This window comes from Paenibacillus campi, from assembly GCF_034659835.1.
GTDB classification, from domain to species: Bacteria; Bacillota; Bacilli; order Paenibacillales; family Paenibacillaceae; genus Saccharibacillus; species Saccharibacillus campi.
This window is the reverse complement of sequence record NZ_JAXSQZ010000002.1, coordinates 744365-760313: the sequence shown is the minus strand read 5'-3', so window position 1 is coordinate 760313 and position 15949 is coordinate 744365. Positions and strand designations below refer to the sequence as shown.

Sequence of the window (15949 nt, the reverse complement as noted above, 5' to 3'; positions counted from 1 at the left end):
TGTCCGGTTACGCTCACAGCGATCCCTCCTGTTCGTATCTCATAATCGATTCCACATCTTTGTCACCGCGACCAGACAGACAGATGACGAGCAGTTGATCCGGCGTCATTTCTTGCGCCAGCTTGACCGTATAGGCGATCGCATGCGCCGATTCCAGCGCGGGGATGATCCCTTCGGTACGACAGAGCAGCTTAAGTGCATCCAGCGCTTCCTGATCGGTAATCGGCACATATTGCGCGCGCTCGATATCTTTCAAATAAGAATGCTCTGGCCCTACGCCCGGATAGTCCAGACCAGCGGAAATGGAATGGGCTTCCTGCACTTGACCAAACGCATCCTGCAACAAATAGCTCATCGAGCCTTGAAACACACCTTTAGTGCCGAGGCTCATCGTTGCCGCATGCAGCGGCGTATCGATTCCGCGTCCGGCAGCTTCCACACCGATCAAACGCACCGCTTCATCCCCGATAAACGGATAAAACATACCGATCGCATTGCTGCCGCCACCGATTGCAGCGACGACCGTATGCGGCAGACGATTTTCTTTTTCCAAAATCTGACGTCTTGTTTCGTCCCCGATAATGCGCTGGAAGTTACGCACCATCATCGGATACGGATGCGGTCCAACCGCCGAGCCGAGAATGTAAAATGTGTCTTCTACATTGCTCACCCAGTAACGAAGCGCTTCATTACCTGCATCCTTCAATGTGCGTGTACCGGACGTCACCGGTACGACTTCAGCGCCCAGCATATTCATCCGGAACACATTGAGCTGCTGACGCTTAATGTCTTCTTCACCCATAAACACTTTGCATTCCAGTCCGAGCAGCGCCGCTACGGTTGCTGTCGCCACACCGTGCTGACCAGCACCGGTTTCAGCGATCACTTTTTGTTTGCCCATCCGTTTGGCAAGCAGCCCTTGACCGATCGCATTGTTAATTTTATGGGCGCCGGTATGGTTTAAGTCTTCGCGTTTTAAATATATTTTAGGGCCACCTAGTTGTTTTGTTAGTCGCTCCGCATAATAGAGCGGTGTTTCACGACCGGAATATTGTTGGAGCAGGTAGTTTAGTTCTTCCTGAAATTGCGCATCGTCAGCATATTGGCGGTAGGCATCTTCCAGCTCGATCAGTGCATTCATCAGTGTTTCCGGTACATAACGTCCGCCAAAATCACCGAATCTTCCTTTTGCATCAGGTAGTATTTTCATTATGCTCTCGCCCTTTCCACAAACCGTTTGATTTTATCGATATCTTTTACGCCATCGGTTTCCACTCCGCTCGATACGTCGATCCCTTCCAGCGGATAACCTCCGACGAGTTCATGTACATTGTCTGGCGACAGACCGCCCGCAATGAGCAATGGAATGTCATGCGCCTCTGTCCAGCGGTGATACGGTGTAATGCCATCCCAGGCAAATGTTTTACCGGACCCGCCGCCATACAGCGGATCATGCGTATCCAGCAAAAACGCATCGACCGCTCCTTCATAAGGGGCAAGCTTAGCAGCCGCAGCCTTATCCGCATGAAGTCTATCGCTTGTGCCTGTAACTGTATCGGATAGAGTGGCGGAATGATCGGCTCCTTCGCTGTCCACTTGTGCTGCAATCGAGATTACTTTGATCACTTGCACTTGCAATGTCGCTCGCACTTCCCGGCAAAACGCCGGTGTTTCGCTACCGTGAAGCTGAATCACATCCAGCGGTGCCACAGCGGTAATATGCAGCAACTCGTCTAGCGTTGGATTGACAAACACGCCGACACTTTGCGGTGCCTGTCCATGCCATCGTTTCAACACTTCTAGCAGCTCTGCCGCACGCTCGCGATCAATTTGCCGCTTGCTGCGGGCAAATACAAATCCGATGTAATCAATCGGTAATGGTATCATAGATTTTAGCACTTCAACGTCTTGAAGTCCACAGATTTTTATGCGGACAGCAGACGGCTCCGGCACGATGCCAGAGCCCTCTTTTGCATGCTGTCCATTAAGGAAAGGTGACGATTCACTCATGGGAAGCGCCTGCTTCACGATTGGCGGGCGCCATCAATGTGTGCACCGCTGCCGCAATGTCCGGTTGCCGCATAAAGTACTCGCCTACGAGCACACCTGCCGCTCCGGCATCGGCAACATAACGAATGTCATCCGGCGACATAATGCCGCTTTCGCTAATCAACGGTACTCCTGCCGGTAACAGTCGAATCAGCTCTGCTGTAGTGGACAGCGACGTTTCGAATGTTTTCAGATCGCGATTGTTTACGCCGATCAATCCATGCTCAATGCTACCTTCAATCGCCAGCACCGTTTCCAGCTCGGCACGATCATGCACTTCGATCAAAATATCGAGTCCAAGCGAGACCGCTATCTTAATGTAACGATCAATCTGCTCTGCCGTCAAAATCGCCGCAATGAGCAAAATCGCATCCGCCCCGATCAGGCGAGCTTCATAAATTTGATGTTCATCGATAATGAAATCTTTACGCAACAGCGGCAAATTAACAGCTGCCCGAATATCGGTTACATACGCATTATTGCCTTGGAAATACTGCACATCCGTCAAAATCGAAATGCAATCTGCGCCTGCTCGCTCATACGCCTGTGCAATCGTAACCGGATGGAAATCAGGACGAATCAACCCTTTGGATGGAGAAGCCTTTTTCACCTCAGCGATCAGACCGACACGACGGTTCGCACGCTTCGTGAGCGCATCGCGAAAACCGCGTGTTGCTGGCATATTGGCAATGTTGCGTTCTGCCTCGGCAATGGACAATCTTTGGATCAACTGTTCAACTTCCTGCTTTTTCGTCACAACAATACGATCAAGATACATAGCTGAATGCCTCCGTAGTTTGAATTAGTTGTTGCAGCTTGTTAGCTGCCGCTCCTGAATCAATCGCCTGTGCTGCAATGACAGCACCTTCTGCCAAACTGTTTGCTTTGCCTGCCAAATAAATGCATGCTGCACTGTTGGCAAGCACTACATCACGATAAGCTCCCTGTTCACCTTCTAGCACACGCCGGATAATCGACGCATTTTCGTCTGCGTTTCCGCCGAGCATATGCTCAAGCGGATGACTGTTCAACCCAAAATCATGTGGTGTCACCTCATACGTATGCACCTCGCCATGTCGCAGCTCGGCGATGCGTGTTGGTGCAGCGATGCTAATCTCGTCGAGTCCATCATGACTTGCTACTACCATCGCGCGTTCTAGACCGAGCAGCTTTAAAGTATGTGCTACCGTTTCAATTTTACCTCCATCGTACAGTCCAATCAATTGTCGGTCGGCTCCGGCGGGATTGGTCAGCGGTCCTAACATATTAAACACCGTACGCACACCGAGTTCGCGGCGGGTTGCAGCCGCATGTTTCATCGAAGGATGGAACACTTGGGCAAACAGAAAACAGATACCGATCTCATTCAGACAGCTTGCCGCCTGCACCGCATTTAGCCCGATATTGACACCGAGCGCCTCCAACACATCTGCACTGCCCGCTTTGCCAGAAGCAGAGCGATTGCCGTGTTTGGCGACACGTACCGATACCGAAGCAGCGATGATCGCTGACACGGTGGAGATGTTGAATTTATGAATGCCCGAGCCGCCTGTACCGCATGTGTCGAGCAAGCCTGCCGACATGACCGGCACACGCCCACCACTGCTGCGCATCGCCTCGGCAAAACCGGTAATTTCTTCCACCGTCTCGCCTTTCATTCGCAGTGAAGTTAGCAAACCGCCGATTTGTGACGGTGTTGCCGCGCCGCTCATAATCGCGCTCATCACCTCATACGATTGCTCCCGTGTCAGATGCTTGCCTTCGATTACATTCATAATCGCTTGTTGGATCGTTTCCACTGTGTGCATACCCGTTTCCTCCCGAACTGTAAAATTTACTATGTGCAGCTATTGTTATCTGTCATCTATACGTACATGCTGTGCGATCGCTCAATCGCCCAGCTTCACCGGTTCATATCCGTACAAATAATCCGGATTGGCGATCTGTGATTCCGCTCCTTTACGCGGGAACATCGCTTCTGCGACACGGATCGATTTCAGCATGCCTTTTGCCTTGTTAACCGTTTCTTCGTATTCCTTCTCCGGCACCGAATCCCAGACGATGCCTGCTCCAGCTTGCACATACGCTTTGCCGTGTTTGAAAATGATCGTGCGAATCGTAATGCACGCATCCATATTGCCGGAAAAGCCTAGATAGCCAATCGCTCCGGCGTACGCGCCGCGCGCTTCATTTTCAATCTCTGCGATAATTTCCATCGCTCTTAGCTTCGGCGCACCAGATACCGTACCCGCTGGCAGACAGGACAGGAAAGCATCGAAGAAATCGCGATCTTTGCGCAGCTTGCCTGATACATTGGATACGATATGCATCACATGAGAATACCGCTCAATTTGCATAAATGAATCGGTTTTGACCGTACCGTACTCAGCAACACGTCCCAGATCATTGCGTCCCAAATCGACCAGCATCAAATGTTCAGCACGTTCCTTCTCATCTTGTAGTAGCTCCTCGGCAAGCGCTTGATCTTCCGCTTCATTTTGTCCACGTGGACGCGTACCGGCGATCGGACGCGTTTGCAGTCGGTCGCCCTCTACTTTCACGAGCGCTTCAGGTGACGTGCCGACGATAATTTCATCATCTAGCTTCAAATAATACATATATGGCGACGGGTTCATCGTACGCAGCACACGATACACTTCCAGCGGTGCTACTTCAGTCTCGATATGGAAACGTTGCGACAATACAACCTGGAAAATATCGCCGGCACGAATGTACTCTTTCGCCCGCTGAACACCGTCCAAATATTGTTCTTTTGTCATATTGGACTGAATTTCGCCCAGCTCGATATGTTCCGATACCGGCGCACGTCCTGCACTGCTAATCGGCGGTTGGGTGTGCAGCAATTGTTCCATCGCTTCCAGCTTGGCAGCAGCTTCTCCGTACGCTTCACGAATATGATCATCGCTAGCCCCTTCGGGAATATGCACATTGCTGACGAGCAAAATATGCTGTTTCACATGATCAAACACGATGATCTGATCGCAAAACATAAACCGAATATCATCCATATTCATATCGTCAATACGGTGTGCAGGCAGCTTCTCATAATATTGCAGCAGGTCATAACCGAAAAATCCGATCGCTCCACCGGTAAATGGCGGCAATCCGTCCATTTTTGGACTGCGGTAACGACGCAACAGCGCTTTAAGCTGCTCAATCGGCTTACCGGACAACTCGCTGACTTCCCCATTCATATCGACTTCAATTTTGCCATGCTTACCGGAAATAAGCAGAAATGGATCACTGCCGATAAACGAGTACCGTGCCCATTTACTTCCTCCCTCTACACTTTCCAACAGAAAAGCATGGCGCCGCTGTGCATAGCGCTGGAAAATACGGATCGGTGTTTCCATATCGCCCAGCAATCGCTTGACGATCGGAATTAGATTATACTGGCTGGACATGGCAATCACTTGTTCTACATGAGGTTGGATCATTATACTCGCTCCTTTGGCTGATCGATTCATTGGCTTATGCTAGTTTGGTAACAAAAGCTATGCGGTTACTGCACTTGTCTGCTATCGCTAAACGTAAACAAAAAGCCTCCATGCGGATGGACGCATGAAGGCTGCATGATCGTACAAATGCGGACAGCAAGCTCAGTGGCTGCCGGCTTCACCAAATGAAAACGTAAGCTACCTCCCATCATGATGTGGATGTCAGCTTCAATCCGGGTGATCAAGCTACACCGATCGCGATTGCATACACTACACGGGTACAATCGTTCACAAATGCATCACTCGTCTGTTGCTGTATGGGTACTTCTGTTCCAAAGGCTCTGCTCTGAAGCGACACGGTTCTTGTCTTCCTGCGCACACACGACCCGGAAGGCGATCAATGGCTATCCATTTGCACCTTCCGCCCTGTCCGCCGACAAGACCTACGCTTCGTTCTCATCTATACTATACTCTACTACCTGCATCTCATCTCAATACACGGCTCTGTTTGCCTGTTGATCTTGTTGTCTACTATACTCTATAACTTGTAGCTTACGCAACCCTTACGCTGTAATTTATACTCAGGAAGTTGCCAGATCAGGACGAAGACGAGTTGCCTCATTCAAATACACATGCTTGATTTCCTGCTGTGTTTTGGTTGTATTGATATGAATCATCAGTCGAATGCACTGGGGCAAACTGTTCTGCACCGCCGCTTCCACTGCGCACATCAATGGCACCATACTCCAGCCATCCATTTCACGAATGGCAAGTGCGGGAAATGCCGCATCAAGATCAGCAGTCATCGTAATCCAAATGCTGCTCACATCCTCGGCATCAAATTGATTGCGCTCAACAATTTCTCTAAGCAATACCAATGTTTCACCCAGAATCTCCTGACGATCATTGCGGGTTACTGTCGTCGCCCCGCGAATACCTCGTGTATACATGTTACGCCTCCTTCTTTAACTGCTCAACCGTTCGGACGACCAGATTGTAATCGACATGATGATCAATCGCGACTTTACCTATGGCAGATGGGACGATAAACGTCATCCGACCTTCCTGGAATTTTTTGTCGTGCATCATCGCTTCCATAATACGCTCGGTGTCCAAATGCGCCGGCAGAACCGTCGGCAAACCAAGTGCCTGCAGCATCCGCCGTGTCGTATCCGTCAAACCTGGCTCCGCGCCAAGCGCTTCACCGATCATCGCTGATCCGACCATGCCGATCGCGATCGCTTCACCGTGAATAATCTCACCATAACCGGCAACTGCTTCAATCGCATGTCCAATCGTATGCCCCAGATTCAAAATGGCGCGCAAATCCTGTTCACGCTCGTCACGAGATACGACAATCGCTTTGATGGCACAGCCTTTTTCAAGACCATAACCGATCGTTTCGGGATCGAGCGCTTGCAATCGCTCTGCATGTTCCAAACACCAGTAAGCAAATTCGGCATCCCAGATCAATCCGTGCTTAACCATTTCGGCAAGCCCTGCGCTGACCTCGCGTGCCGGAAGGGTTTGGAGTGTGGACAGATCGTACAATACAAGCTCCGGCTGATGGAATACACCGATCATATTTTTGGCAAGCCGGTGGTTGATCGCTACTTTGCCGCCTACGCTACTATCGTGAGCAAGTACAGTCGTTGGCATCTGTACAAAACGAATTCCGCGCATATACGTACCTGCGACAAAACCCGCCAGATCACCGACTACACCGCCACCAAGCGCAATTACAGCAGATTTGCGGTCAAGCCCGCCTTCGATCGCCCGGGTCATCACCTCCTCAAATACAACAACCGACTTGGATGTTTCACCAGCACCAACAACAGCAGTCACAAAACGAAACCCGGCGGCTGCAAGTGATTGCTCCAACTTGCTCAGATGCAAAGGGGCAATTTGCTCATCCGTCACGATCAGCAGCGGGCTTTGTTTGGACAATCCGTGTTGCTCCAAATAGCTGCCCGCTTGTTGCAATAACTGCTCACCGATATAAATCGGGTAGGAACGTTCGCCAAGTTGAACGTCCACTACGCGCACAGCAGGCATTAATAAGCCTCCAACTGTGCTAAGTAATTGTCATAATTTTGGCGAATCTCCGTCATGGAGTCACCGCCGAATTTCTCCAGAAAAGCCTTGGCTACTTCCCATGCCACCACACTCTCCATGACGACGCTTGCCGCAGGCACCGCGCATGCATCAGAGCGTTCCACCTGTGCGGTAAATGGCTCTTTCGTATCGATATCTACACTTTGCAGCGGTTTGTACAGCGTTGGAATCGGCTTCATCACGCCGCGTACTACGATCGGCATTCCGTTCGTCATCCCGCCTTCAAATCCACCCAGACGATTTGTCGCACGATGGTAGCCACGCTCCGGTGTGTACAAAATTTCATCATGCACTTGCGAACCGCGAATATGTCCAGCTTCAAAACCGATGCCGATCTCTACCCCTTTAAATGCGTTAATCGACATGACCGCTTGCGCGATGCGCGCATCAAGCTTACGATCATATTGCACAAATGTACCTAGACCGATCGGTACGCCTTCCACGATGCATTCCACGATTCCACCGATCGAGTCGCCTTCTTTTTTGATCTGGTCGATATAAGCTTCCATCTTTTGCTCGGTTTCTTTGTCTACGACACGAACGGACGATTCCTCGGTACGAGCAATTAGTTCATCGAGCGGCAGATCATGAGCCGGTGCTTCGATTTCACCGATACGGATGACTTGTCCGCCGATTTTAATGCCAAACTGTGCCAAAAACTGACGTGCTACCGCACCGACACCAACGCGAATCGCTGTCTCACGCGCACTGGAGCGTTCCAGCACGTTACGCAAGTCTTTGTGATTGTATTTTAAGCCGCCGTTCAGATCAGCATGACCTGGACGTGGACGATGTACACGGCGTTTTTCTTCATCCGTGCCTTCCATCGGCTCAATATTCATAATTTTTGTCCAATGCTTCCAGTCATTGTTGGCGACGACCATCGCTACCGGCGCACCGGTCGTATAGCCGTGACGCACACCGCCAACGATATCGGCTGTATCTTTCTCGATCTGCATCCGGCGTCCGCGTCCATAACCTTTTTGACGACGGGCAAGCTGGAAGTTCAGCGCTTCAAAATCGAGCTCCAAACCGCTCGGCAATCCCTCAATAATCGCAGTCAACTGGGGACCATGCGTCTCCCCTGCTGTTAAATAACGTATACTCATGTTGCGTTCCCCCTTTAAACTGTTAAACTGTGCATCGCTAAAATCCGGATTTACCTTCGCTTATTATAGTACATCGTTTAGCCATTTGACAAGGAACACCAGGCGGCACATTTATCCTTATATACACTCCCTTTAACCGCTTGGCAACTCGCCGCTTCAACGCAAAAAGCATACCGTTGCCAGCCTCAACTGGCGCTTCGGTATGCTTTGGAATACGATTCATTTAGGTCGGTAATGCTTGTTTTGCTTGCTAGCTTTGTCGATCGATTCAGCATAGCACCCGCATGACATTTAACCCTTTTTGTAATAAAAAAACGTCTCGGACGAATCAAAGCCATATTGTGCCGGAGAGAAAATTTGCTCCGTACTGCCTACAAACAATACACCACCAGGGCGCAGACTCGCCGCAAATTTGTGATACAGCATATGCTTGGCTTCTTCAGTGAAGTAAATCATAACATTACGACATACGATCAGGTCATAGCCGGTTTCAAACTTGTCCGTCAGCAGATTGCCTTTACGAAATTGCACCGCTTTTTTCAGCGTATCGTTAACGCTGTACATCATCCCGTCTGCACTAAAATGACGTTTGGCAACATCAGGTGGGACGTCTTTGAGCGAACGTTCCAAATAGACGCCTTTTTTAGCTTTTTCCAATGCACCATCATCAATATCGGTCGCATGCAGCGTAGTTGATGACAACAGATTTTTATCGGCAAGAATGGTTGCAATCGTATATGGTTCCTCGCCCGTAGAGCATGCCGCACTCCAAATCTTCAGGTTTTTGTTATTGCGTTGAAGCTGGGGCAAAATCGTATCGCGCAGCACTTCCCAGCGATTCGGATTGCGCCAAAATTCGGAGACGTTAATCGTCATACGATCGAGAAACTCATAAAACAGCGCTTTATCTTTTTGCATCGCCTCAAAAAAGGATGCAAACGTCGAATAACCATTTTTCGTACGCAATGTGGTCAAACGGCGTTTCATTTGGGCTTCTTTATACTGTGCGAGGTCAATGCCCGTACTATCTTTCACTCTTTTGATGAAGCCTGTATAGTCCGAGTCTGGTTGAATGGCGTCATTTGTAAGCATGGCATCACTTCCTTGATCATCATTATGAGTTCAGTCCATGCGGGGGCAGTTTTACATCCAAGCTGAAATATTTTTGTCGTAAACGCTTAACTCATCAGGTGCAAAAAAGTTCGCGATTTCGCGTGCTGCACTTTCCGGCGAATCAGAGCCATGAATCAAATTGAACGGCGTATGGGCGGCAAAATCGCCACGGATCGTGCCAGGCAACGCTTCTTTCACCTGAGTTTTTCCCATCAGCATACGGGACAACGCGATCACATCATCGCCTTCCCAGACCATTGCAAATACAGGGCCTGATGTAATAAAGTTAATCAAATCCCCATAAAATGCTTTGCCTTCATGCTCGGCATAATGGTGTTTTGCCTGTTCCGTGGAAGGAATAAGAAATTTGCCTCCGATCAATTTGAATCCTTTGTCTTCCAAGCGACTGATAATGCGTCCGATTAGCCCCCGCTGTACTCCGTCAGGCTTAATCATCAAAAATGTCCGTTCCATTGACTCACTCTCCTGTTATCTACAAAGTAATCTGCTATCGGAGCAATATGTATGCCCACTTGTGTATTCTAACAGAAACGTTGAAGTACAGAAAGAAATGCTGTTATATCAACATAAGGATATTTTTGATATCATAACCCGACTATGTGGAGCAGATTACTCGTTATGCGCTTTACGAACGGGAAAACCTGCCCTAAGTTCAGGCTTCCGCAAACGATGCGCATACACTGTACTGTATATATCGACAACGGGTGGCTGGTCTTTTAGTTCTAGCCGTTAATTATTTCATTATAACCAAAATACACCTGATGCGATTTGTGCACCAGGTGTATTTCGGTTAGCCTATTTTATTAAATTACGATGATGTTGTGCCGGATTTGACGGTGGCAAATCGCTTCATTACGAAGATACCAACATCGCTCTGTCGGCACATATGCCACCCAATAGCGAACCGATCGCCTCGCTGCGCGAAGGCGTTAACATCGCTCTGTCGATACTTTGTCAGTGTGAGCGCTTTGCCACAAAATGAGCAATCTCCTGCAAATGTTTGCGGGTTTTGCCTTCCGGCAATTGCTGCAACGCATCCATCGCTTTCTGGATATATCGATCTGCTAACTGCTCGGCACGCTCAATTCCGCTGCTGCCTTTGACCAGCTCCACCGCATGCGTAACATCGGTAGCACCGTCCGCGTCGTGAATACGGCGAATTTCCGGCAACAAGGAAAGCTGAATATCGTGCTCTTGCAGCGCGTACAATACAGGCAACGTAATATTACCTTGACGCAAATCACTGCCTGGCGGCTTGCCGATCTGCTTCTCCGTACCACACAGATCAAGCACATCGTCGCGAATTTGAAAAGCCATGCCCACATTGTAGCCATAACGATACAATTGACGCGTATATGCAGCCGGCGCATCGGCAGCTAGACCGCCTAACTGACAGCTAATCGCAATTAGCAATGCCGTTTTGCGACGAATGCGCAGCAAATAGCGCCGAATCGTCTGCTCGGTATTGAAAAAGTCGCGAATTTGCTCCATTTCCCCGATCGACATCTGCACTAAAGCTTTGGCGAGCACACGGTGAATGTCCGGGTTTTGCAGACGCGCCACAATGACGAGCGCTTTGGCATAAATGTAATCACCGGTATACATGGCGATCCGATTGTCCCATTTGGACTTCACAGTCAGCTGTCCACGCCGTGTATCGGCATTGTCGATCACATCGTCATGTACGAGTGAAGCCATATGAATGAGCTCAAGCGGCACCGCTACATTGCTCAGACGCTCCAGATCATAATTGCCGTACTTGCCGCCAAGCAGCACAAAAGCGGGACGAAGCCTTTTCCCGCCCGCTTTGAGTAAATGCAAAGACGCCTCATTCAGCAGCGCATGGTCGGTATCGATGCTACGGCTAAGTTCGCGTTCAATTCTGTTCATGTCTTTTTTTAATGTGCCGAAAATATCCAGTAGTTTCATTCGTTCACCCGTGTCATCGTATTGTCAGTCCATAATTGCATGTGCACTTCATGATCCAGCAGACCAAGCTCATAAGCATACTGAAAATACAGCCCCAGCCCCTGCTGTTCCTGCTTACCAAAATCATACCATAATTGACGGAAATAATGCTCCCAGTACGCGGAATCACCGCCCATTTTGTGCTGTGCTTCCGCGATGACCGGCGTCAAATCGTTTAGACTTTGCACCTTGCTTTCATGCAGCCGCTCAGCAATCTCGGTCACAAGCCGAGGATACGCGTCGGCAAATTTGCGATTTACCGCCCAGACGGCAAACGTCATACCGTAGCCTGTCCATTCCTGCCATACTTGACCGAGATCGGTTATCATATAGCCGCTATCGCTGCGCGCCGCTGCAATCGCATGATCACCGATTAACAACGCCGCATCACAGCGCTCCATCATCTCGTCCAAATTCGGATTCATCGATACGTATTCCGGCTTAAAACGATACCGCTTTTGTAAAATAATTTTCAACAGATTGATCGATGTTGCTGAAGTGTTAGTCAGCGCAATCGTTCCATCTCCCAGCTCGGCAATTGGCTTTCTGGAAAACAGAAGAATTGATCCGACGGCATGTTTGGCACTGACCGACAGACCAGGCAATAGCCAGAAATCATCCGAACGGGTCGCATATGCAAACGAAGATACCGGCGTAATGTATAACCGTTCTTCCAGCAGCGCCTGATTCAGGTTTGCCGGCAAATCGCTATGAATGACAGCCGGCTGGGACAGCGACTGCGGATCAAAATGCTGATAGATCGGCCAATCGTTCGTATACTCAATTTTACCAATTCGAATCGGCAATTCAAATGTTGTCATCGTTACTCCCCCAGCGTTCAAATAAATTATGTTCGATTCCGAGGATATCCAGCACTTTACCTACCATAAAATCAATAGCATCCTGTAACGTTTGCGGACGATAATAAAAAGCCGGCATCGCCGGAATGATACTGACTCCCATACGAGCCAGCTTAAGCATATTTTCCAAATGAATCGCATGCAGCGGTGTTTCACGCGGCACGATTACGAGCTTGCGCTGCTCTTTCAGCATCACATCCGCCGCCCGTGTCATCAAATTGGCGGACATCCCGCCAGCAATATTCGCCAGCGTGCCCATCGAGCACGGAACGATAATCATCGCTTCGACCCGAAACGAACCGCTCGCAATCGATGCCCCGATATCGGAAAAAGAATGATATACGAGCTTGCCCGGCAATGAACCAAATTGTGCCGCCAGCATCTCCTCACGCCCGGATGCCGACCAATCCAGTTCCTCTTTCAACACGCGCCAACCTGCATTAGAAATGACCAAATGAACCGTATAACCATAGGATAACAGCACCTCAGCGAGCCGGATACCATATACCGAACCACTTGCGCCCGTAATGCCAATCACATAACGTTTGGTCGCATGCTGTGGATGAAAGCCAAACACCTCGGCAGCCGCCGCAGTGTTTGGCAGATCAGCAGAGCGATCGTTTACCACCATTGTTTCACCGCCAGATCAACTAGCGTGAACGCAAACATAATGATACTAAGCGCCCCGTTCATCGTAAAAAAGGCGGTTTGCAAACGGCTCAAATCTTTTGGTGTCACAATATAATGCTCATAAAACAAAATCGCAATCGCAATGATCACACCAGCCGCATACCACCAACCAAGATGAGCGATAAATAGCAGACTGATCAAACCGATCGCCGTAATGACATGAAACCCTTGCGCGATTTTTAACGCGCGTGGCACGCCGAATCGACTCGGAATCGAATGTAACCCTTCCTTACGGTCAAACTCCGCATCATCACATGCATAGATCACATCAAAACCTGCCGTCCAAAATGTAATCGCCACAAAGAACACGATCGCCGTCCAAGTTACCGTACCGGTGACCGCCACCCAGCCGCCAAGCGGAGCAAGTGCGATCGTCATCCCGAGCACGACATGGCATAACCATGTGAACCGCTTCGTGAACGAATAAAAAATAAGCATAAATACCGCAATCGGCAACAGACGCAGCGCAAGTGGAGACAACTGCATAACCGCCCAAAAAAAGACGACCATTGAAATCACAATAAAAATAACGACTTCGCCGGAACGAAGCAGCCCTGCCGGAATCGCCCGCATCATCGTCCGCGGATTTTTACCGTCAAATGTACGGTCAATCAAACGATTAAGTCCCATCGCTGCACTGCGTGCACCGACCATCGCCACCAAAATCCAAACGACTTGCTGCCATGTTGGCAAATGTCCATTCACCACATAAGAGCCGAGCATCGCCCCCATAAACGCAAACGGCAACGCAAATAACGTATGCTCGACTTTGATCATTTCGAGAAAAATTTTAATTTTCTTAAACATGCTGCTTCTCCTTGCTTCCAATATGAAGTGCCGCAATTCCGCCTGTTAACGGATACGCCTGCACCTGCTCCAAACCGATACGCCGAAAAACAGCGGCAAGTTCTTCCCTACCTGGGAAAGCGATCAACGAATCTGGCAGCCATTTATACTGCTCATAGCTTTTGGCGACCATTTTACCCATTAACGGCAGCAAGTTTTGGAAATAAAAATAATAAATACCTTTAAACGGCTGCCATGTTGGCTTGGACAATTCCAGGCAAACGACCATCCCGCCCGGCTTAACGACCCGCTGCATCTCACGCAACGTTTTTTCCAGATCAGGCACATTGCGCAGTCCGAAGCCAATCGTTGCGTAATCAAATGTATTATCTTCAAACGGCAAGTCCATCGCATTGCCTTGTGTCAATGTAATATTGTCCTGCCAGCCATCGCGATCGATCTTCGTCTGACCGACACTAAGCATATTCGGACTAAAGTCCAACCCGTAAATCGAACCGGTCTTGCTCGCTTCAGCGATGCTAATCGTCCAATCGCATGTACCGCAGCAGACGTCAAGCGCCGAATCACCCGGCTGTACATTCATCTTTTGCATCGTAAATTTCCGCCATGTTTTATGCATGCGGAAGCTGAGCAGATCGTTCATCATATCGTATTTAGGCGCAATCGATTCAAACACCGATTGCACAAACTGTTCCTTCGGTTTTGCACTTTCCGGTTTGCTCATAAGCAACTTCACCTCTCCTGATGATCTTACACCTGATGCACAAGCGCAGCATAGCTGTCGGTTAACTCCAAGATCGCTGTCTTCAGCTCGGTATGCTGCTCTTGCTGCATACGTTCCGTAATAGCAGCAAGCGTCTGTTGCAGCAATTGTTCCACCCGGGCACTAATCTGATAACGCTGCTCCCATTCCTGACGGTAGCGAGCACTCGTTTCCGCAGTCAAGCTCTTTTCCAGCTCGCTTCGTTCGGCTAGTGTCAACTGTTCTAGCACATAGTACAGACCGTATTCACCGAAAGGCTGTACGTTTGAACCACTTTTCAGTTCGGCAGCCAACAACTCGCAACGACTGAACAAATACAATATGTCCTCCCATAACTGACGAGCAGTCATTTCTATATACGGTGTAAATGAAAGAAACAGTTGCATTTTCAACTGTATATTAGCTTCCATATACTGCTCTGTCGTTAAACTACAGCGATTGGCATGCTCATACAAGTCCATTTTCAGGCGATTATTTTCACAGATCGCTTCACTAAGACGCGCCACCATTTCAATCTCGCCCGCTCGTGCCAACAGCTCGTAAAATCGGCTACTAAAATAATCGCCAGCCAGTACATTCAGCTGACGCGACCGCATCTGTTGTTCCCGCTGATAGGCGGATGAGGTGTCGATTCGGTCATGGGTATCCAGTGCCATTTGCACAATCCCTGTGACGAGCGGAAACAATTGTTCCCGATTAGCTTGCAACCGGTTATGCGCTGCTTTGCTCAAAAACAGGAATAGCAACCGAGCGCGCACATCCGGAAACGAAGCAACCTCTGTATGCTTTTGAATCATATCGTATTCGGTGTATTTTTGGGATGTTTCCAGCAAGCGATACGGTTTCATTTCAGCCTCCGTGCCTTATCCAGGCAAGTCTTTATTTTCACAAACTTAAGCTAGTAAAACCTTCAGATTTGAACCATTCGGTTCATTATATCATATGTTGCCAACACAAGACAGGGCACTTCGGCAAATGCCAAACGGTGCTAAATTA

Annotated in this window: 16 protein-coding genes; all 16 read right to left on the bottom strand. The window is 49.2% G+C overall.

Translation table 11 applies throughout. The annotated features are described in order from the left end of the window. Positions 1 to 13 precede the first annotated feature (13 nt). Positions 14 to 1210 (bottom strand): tryptophan synthase subunit beta, encoded by a 1197-nt coding sequence (trpB, locus tag U1I11_RS08425; protein ID WP_322905593.1) that lies wholly within the window; start codon positions 1208 to 1210, stop codon positions 14 to 16. Further along, positions 1210 to 2010, bottom strand: coding sequence for a phosphoribosylanthranilate isomerase (locus U1I11_RS08420; RefSeq protein ID WP_322905591.1), 801 nt, complete (start codon positions 2008 to 2010; stop codon positions 1210 to 1212). Before U1I11_RS08420 ends, trpB begins: the two co-directional genes overlap by 1 nt. Next, positions 2003 to 2827: an indole-3-glycerol phosphate synthase TrpC gene (gene trpC, locus U1I11_RS08415; protein ID WP_322905589.1), complete on the bottom strand. Its 825-nt coding sequence runs from the start codon at positions 2825 to 2827 to the stop codon at positions 2003 to 2005. The genes U1I11_RS08420 and trpC overlap by 8 nt, the downstream gene beginning before the upstream one ends. Then, positions 2817 to 3857, bottom strand: coding sequence for an anthranilate phosphoribosyltransferase (gene trpD, locus U1I11_RS08410; protein WP_322905587.1), 1041 nt, complete (start codon positions 3855 to 3857; stop codon positions 2817 to 2819). Before trpD ends, trpC begins: the two co-directional genes overlap by 11 nt. 81 nt (positions 3858 to 3938) lie before the next feature. Further along, entirely contained in the window at positions 3939 to 5507 is a 1569-nt protein-coding gene (trpE, locus tag U1I11_RS08405; protein ID WP_322905585.1) for an anthranilate synthase component I, read from the bottom strand. Positions 5508 to 6088: 581 nt separating this feature from the next. After that, on the bottom strand, positions 6089 to 6457 hold the full coding sequence (gene aroH, locus U1I11_RS08400; protein ID WP_322905583.1) for a chorismate mutase: 369 nt from the start codon (positions 6455 to 6457) through the stop codon (positions 6089 to 6091). A 1-nt stretch (position 6458) separates the two neighbouring features. Further along, positions 6459 to 7553, bottom strand: a complete 1095-nt coding sequence (gene aroB / locus U1I11_RS08395; protein WP_322905754.1) for a 3-dehydroquinate synthase — start codon at positions 7551 to 7553, stop codon at positions 6459 to 6461. An 8-nt stretch (positions 7554 to 7561) separates the two neighbouring features. Then, on the bottom strand, positions 7562 to 8731 hold the full coding sequence (gene aroC / locus U1I11_RS08390; RefSeq protein WP_322905581.1) for a chorismate synthase: 1170 nt from the start codon (positions 8729 to 8731) through the stop codon (positions 7562 to 7564). A 291-nt stretch (positions 8732 to 9022) separates the two neighbouring features. Then, positions 9023 to 9823: a CheR family methyltransferase gene (locus U1I11_RS08385; RefSeq protein ID WP_322905579.1), complete on the bottom strand. Its 801-nt coding sequence runs from the start codon at positions 9821 to 9823 to the stop codon at positions 9023 to 9025. A gap of 51 nt (positions 9824 to 9874) precedes the next feature. Beyond that, entirely contained in the window at positions 9875 to 10318 is a 444-nt protein-coding gene (ndk, locus tag U1I11_RS08380) for a nucleoside-diphosphate kinase (protein WP_322905577.1), read from the bottom strand. 501 nt (positions 10319 to 10819) lie between these two features. Beyond that, the gene (locus U1I11_RS08375; RefSeq protein WP_322905576.1) at positions 10820 to 11794 is read right to left on the bottom strand and encodes a polyprenyl synthetase family protein; all 975 of its coding nucleotides are present in this window, start codon (positions 11792 to 11794) and stop codon (positions 10820 to 10822) included. Beyond that, entirely contained in the window at positions 11791 to 12654 is an 864-nt protein-coding gene (locus U1I11_RS08370) for a menaquinone biosynthesis protein (RefSeq protein WP_322905574.1), read from the bottom strand. Before U1I11_RS08370 ends, U1I11_RS08375 begins: the two co-directional genes overlap by 4 nt. Then, the gene (locus tag U1I11_RS08365; protein WP_322905572.1) at positions 12641 to 13324 is read right to left on the bottom strand and encodes a UbiX family flavin prenyltransferase; all 684 of its coding nucleotides are present in this window, start codon (positions 13322 to 13324) and stop codon (positions 12641 to 12643) included. The genes U1I11_RS08370 and U1I11_RS08365 overlap by 14 nt, the downstream gene beginning before the upstream one ends. After that, positions 13315 to 14190: a UbiA-like polyprenyltransferase gene (locus U1I11_RS08360; RefSeq protein WP_322905570.1), complete on the bottom strand. Its 876-nt coding sequence runs from the start codon at positions 14188 to 14190 to the stop codon at positions 13315 to 13317. Before U1I11_RS08360 ends, U1I11_RS08365 begins: the two co-directional genes overlap by 10 nt. Next, complete coding sequence (locus tag U1I11_RS08355) at positions 14183 to 14914, bottom strand: demethylmenaquinone methyltransferase (protein WP_322905568.1); 732 nt, start codon at positions 14912 to 14914, stop codon at positions 14183 to 14185. The genes U1I11_RS08360 and U1I11_RS08355 overlap by 8 nt, the downstream gene beginning before the upstream one ends. A 26-nt stretch (positions 14915 to 14940) precedes the next feature. Further along, positions 14941 to 15801 carry a heptaprenyl diphosphate synthase component 1 gene (locus U1I11_RS08350; RefSeq protein WP_322905566.1) on the bottom strand — a complete coding sequence of 287 codons (861 nt, stop codon included), beginning with the start codon at positions 15799 to 15801 and terminating at the stop codon, positions 14941 to 14943. Positions 15802 to 15949: the final 148 nt, after the last annotated feature.

What these genes read in the sequence shown, in the direction of transcription:
- U1I11_RS08370 (WP_322905574.1), bottom strand. Translation starts at nt 12,654, where the DNA reads ATGACAACATTTGAATTGCCGATTCGAATTGGTAAAATTGAGTATACG.
- U1I11_RS08360 (WP_322905570.1), bottom strand. Translation starts at nt 14,190, where the DNA reads ATGTTTAAGAAAATTAAAATTTTTCTCGAAATGATCAAAGTCGAGCAT.
- ndk (WP_322905577.1), bottom strand. Translation starts at nt 10,318, where the DNA reads ATGGAACGGACATTTTTGATGATTAAGCCTGACGGAGTACAGCGGGGG.
- U1I11_RS08350 (WP_322905566.1), bottom strand. Translation starts at nt 15,801, where the DNA reads ATGAAACCGTATCGCTTGCTGGAAACATCCCAAAAATACACCGAATAC.
- trpD (WP_322905587.1), bottom strand. Translation starts at nt 3,857, where the DNA reads ATGCACACAGTGGAAACGATCCAACAAGCGATTATGAATGTAATCGAA.
- U1I11_RS08365 (WP_322905572.1), bottom strand. Translation starts at nt 13,324, where the DNA reads ATGGTGGTAAACGATCGCTCTGCTGATCTGCCAAACACTGCGGCGGCT.
- trpC (WP_322905589.1), bottom strand. Translation starts at nt 2,827, where the DNA reads ATGTATCTTGATCGTATTGTTGTGACGAAAAAGCAGGAAGTTGAACAG.
- U1I11_RS08385 (WP_322905579.1), bottom strand. Translation starts at nt 9,823, where the DNA reads ATGCTTACAAATGACGCCATTCAACCAGACTCGGACTATACAGGCTTC.
- aroH (WP_322905583.1), bottom strand. Translation starts at nt 6,457, where the DNA reads ATGTATACACGAGGTATTCGCGGGGCGACGACAGTAACCCGCAATGAT.
- U1I11_RS08420 (WP_322905591.1), bottom strand. Translation starts at nt 2,010, where the DNA reads ATGAGTGAATCGTCACCTTTCCTTAATGGACAGCATGCAAAAGAGGGC.
- U1I11_RS08375 (WP_322905576.1), bottom strand. Translation starts at nt 11,794, where the DNA reads ATGAAACTACTGGATATTTTCGGCACATTAAAAAAAGACATGAACAGA.
- aroC (WP_322905581.1), bottom strand. Translation starts at nt 8,731, where the DNA reads ATGAGTATACGTTATTTAACAGCAGGGGAGACGCATGGTCCCCAGTTG.
- trpB (WP_322905593.1), bottom strand. Translation starts at nt 1,210, where the DNA reads ATGAAAATACTACCTGATGCAAAAGGAAGATTCGGTGATTTTGGCGGA.
- U1I11_RS08355 (WP_322905568.1), bottom strand. Translation starts at nt 14,914, where the DNA reads ATGAGCAAACCGGAAAGTGCAAAACCGAAGGAACAGTTTGTGCAATCG.
- trpE (WP_322905585.1), bottom strand. Translation starts at nt 5,507, where the DNA reads ATGATCCAACCTCATGTAGAACAAGTGATTGCCATGTCCAGCCAGTAT.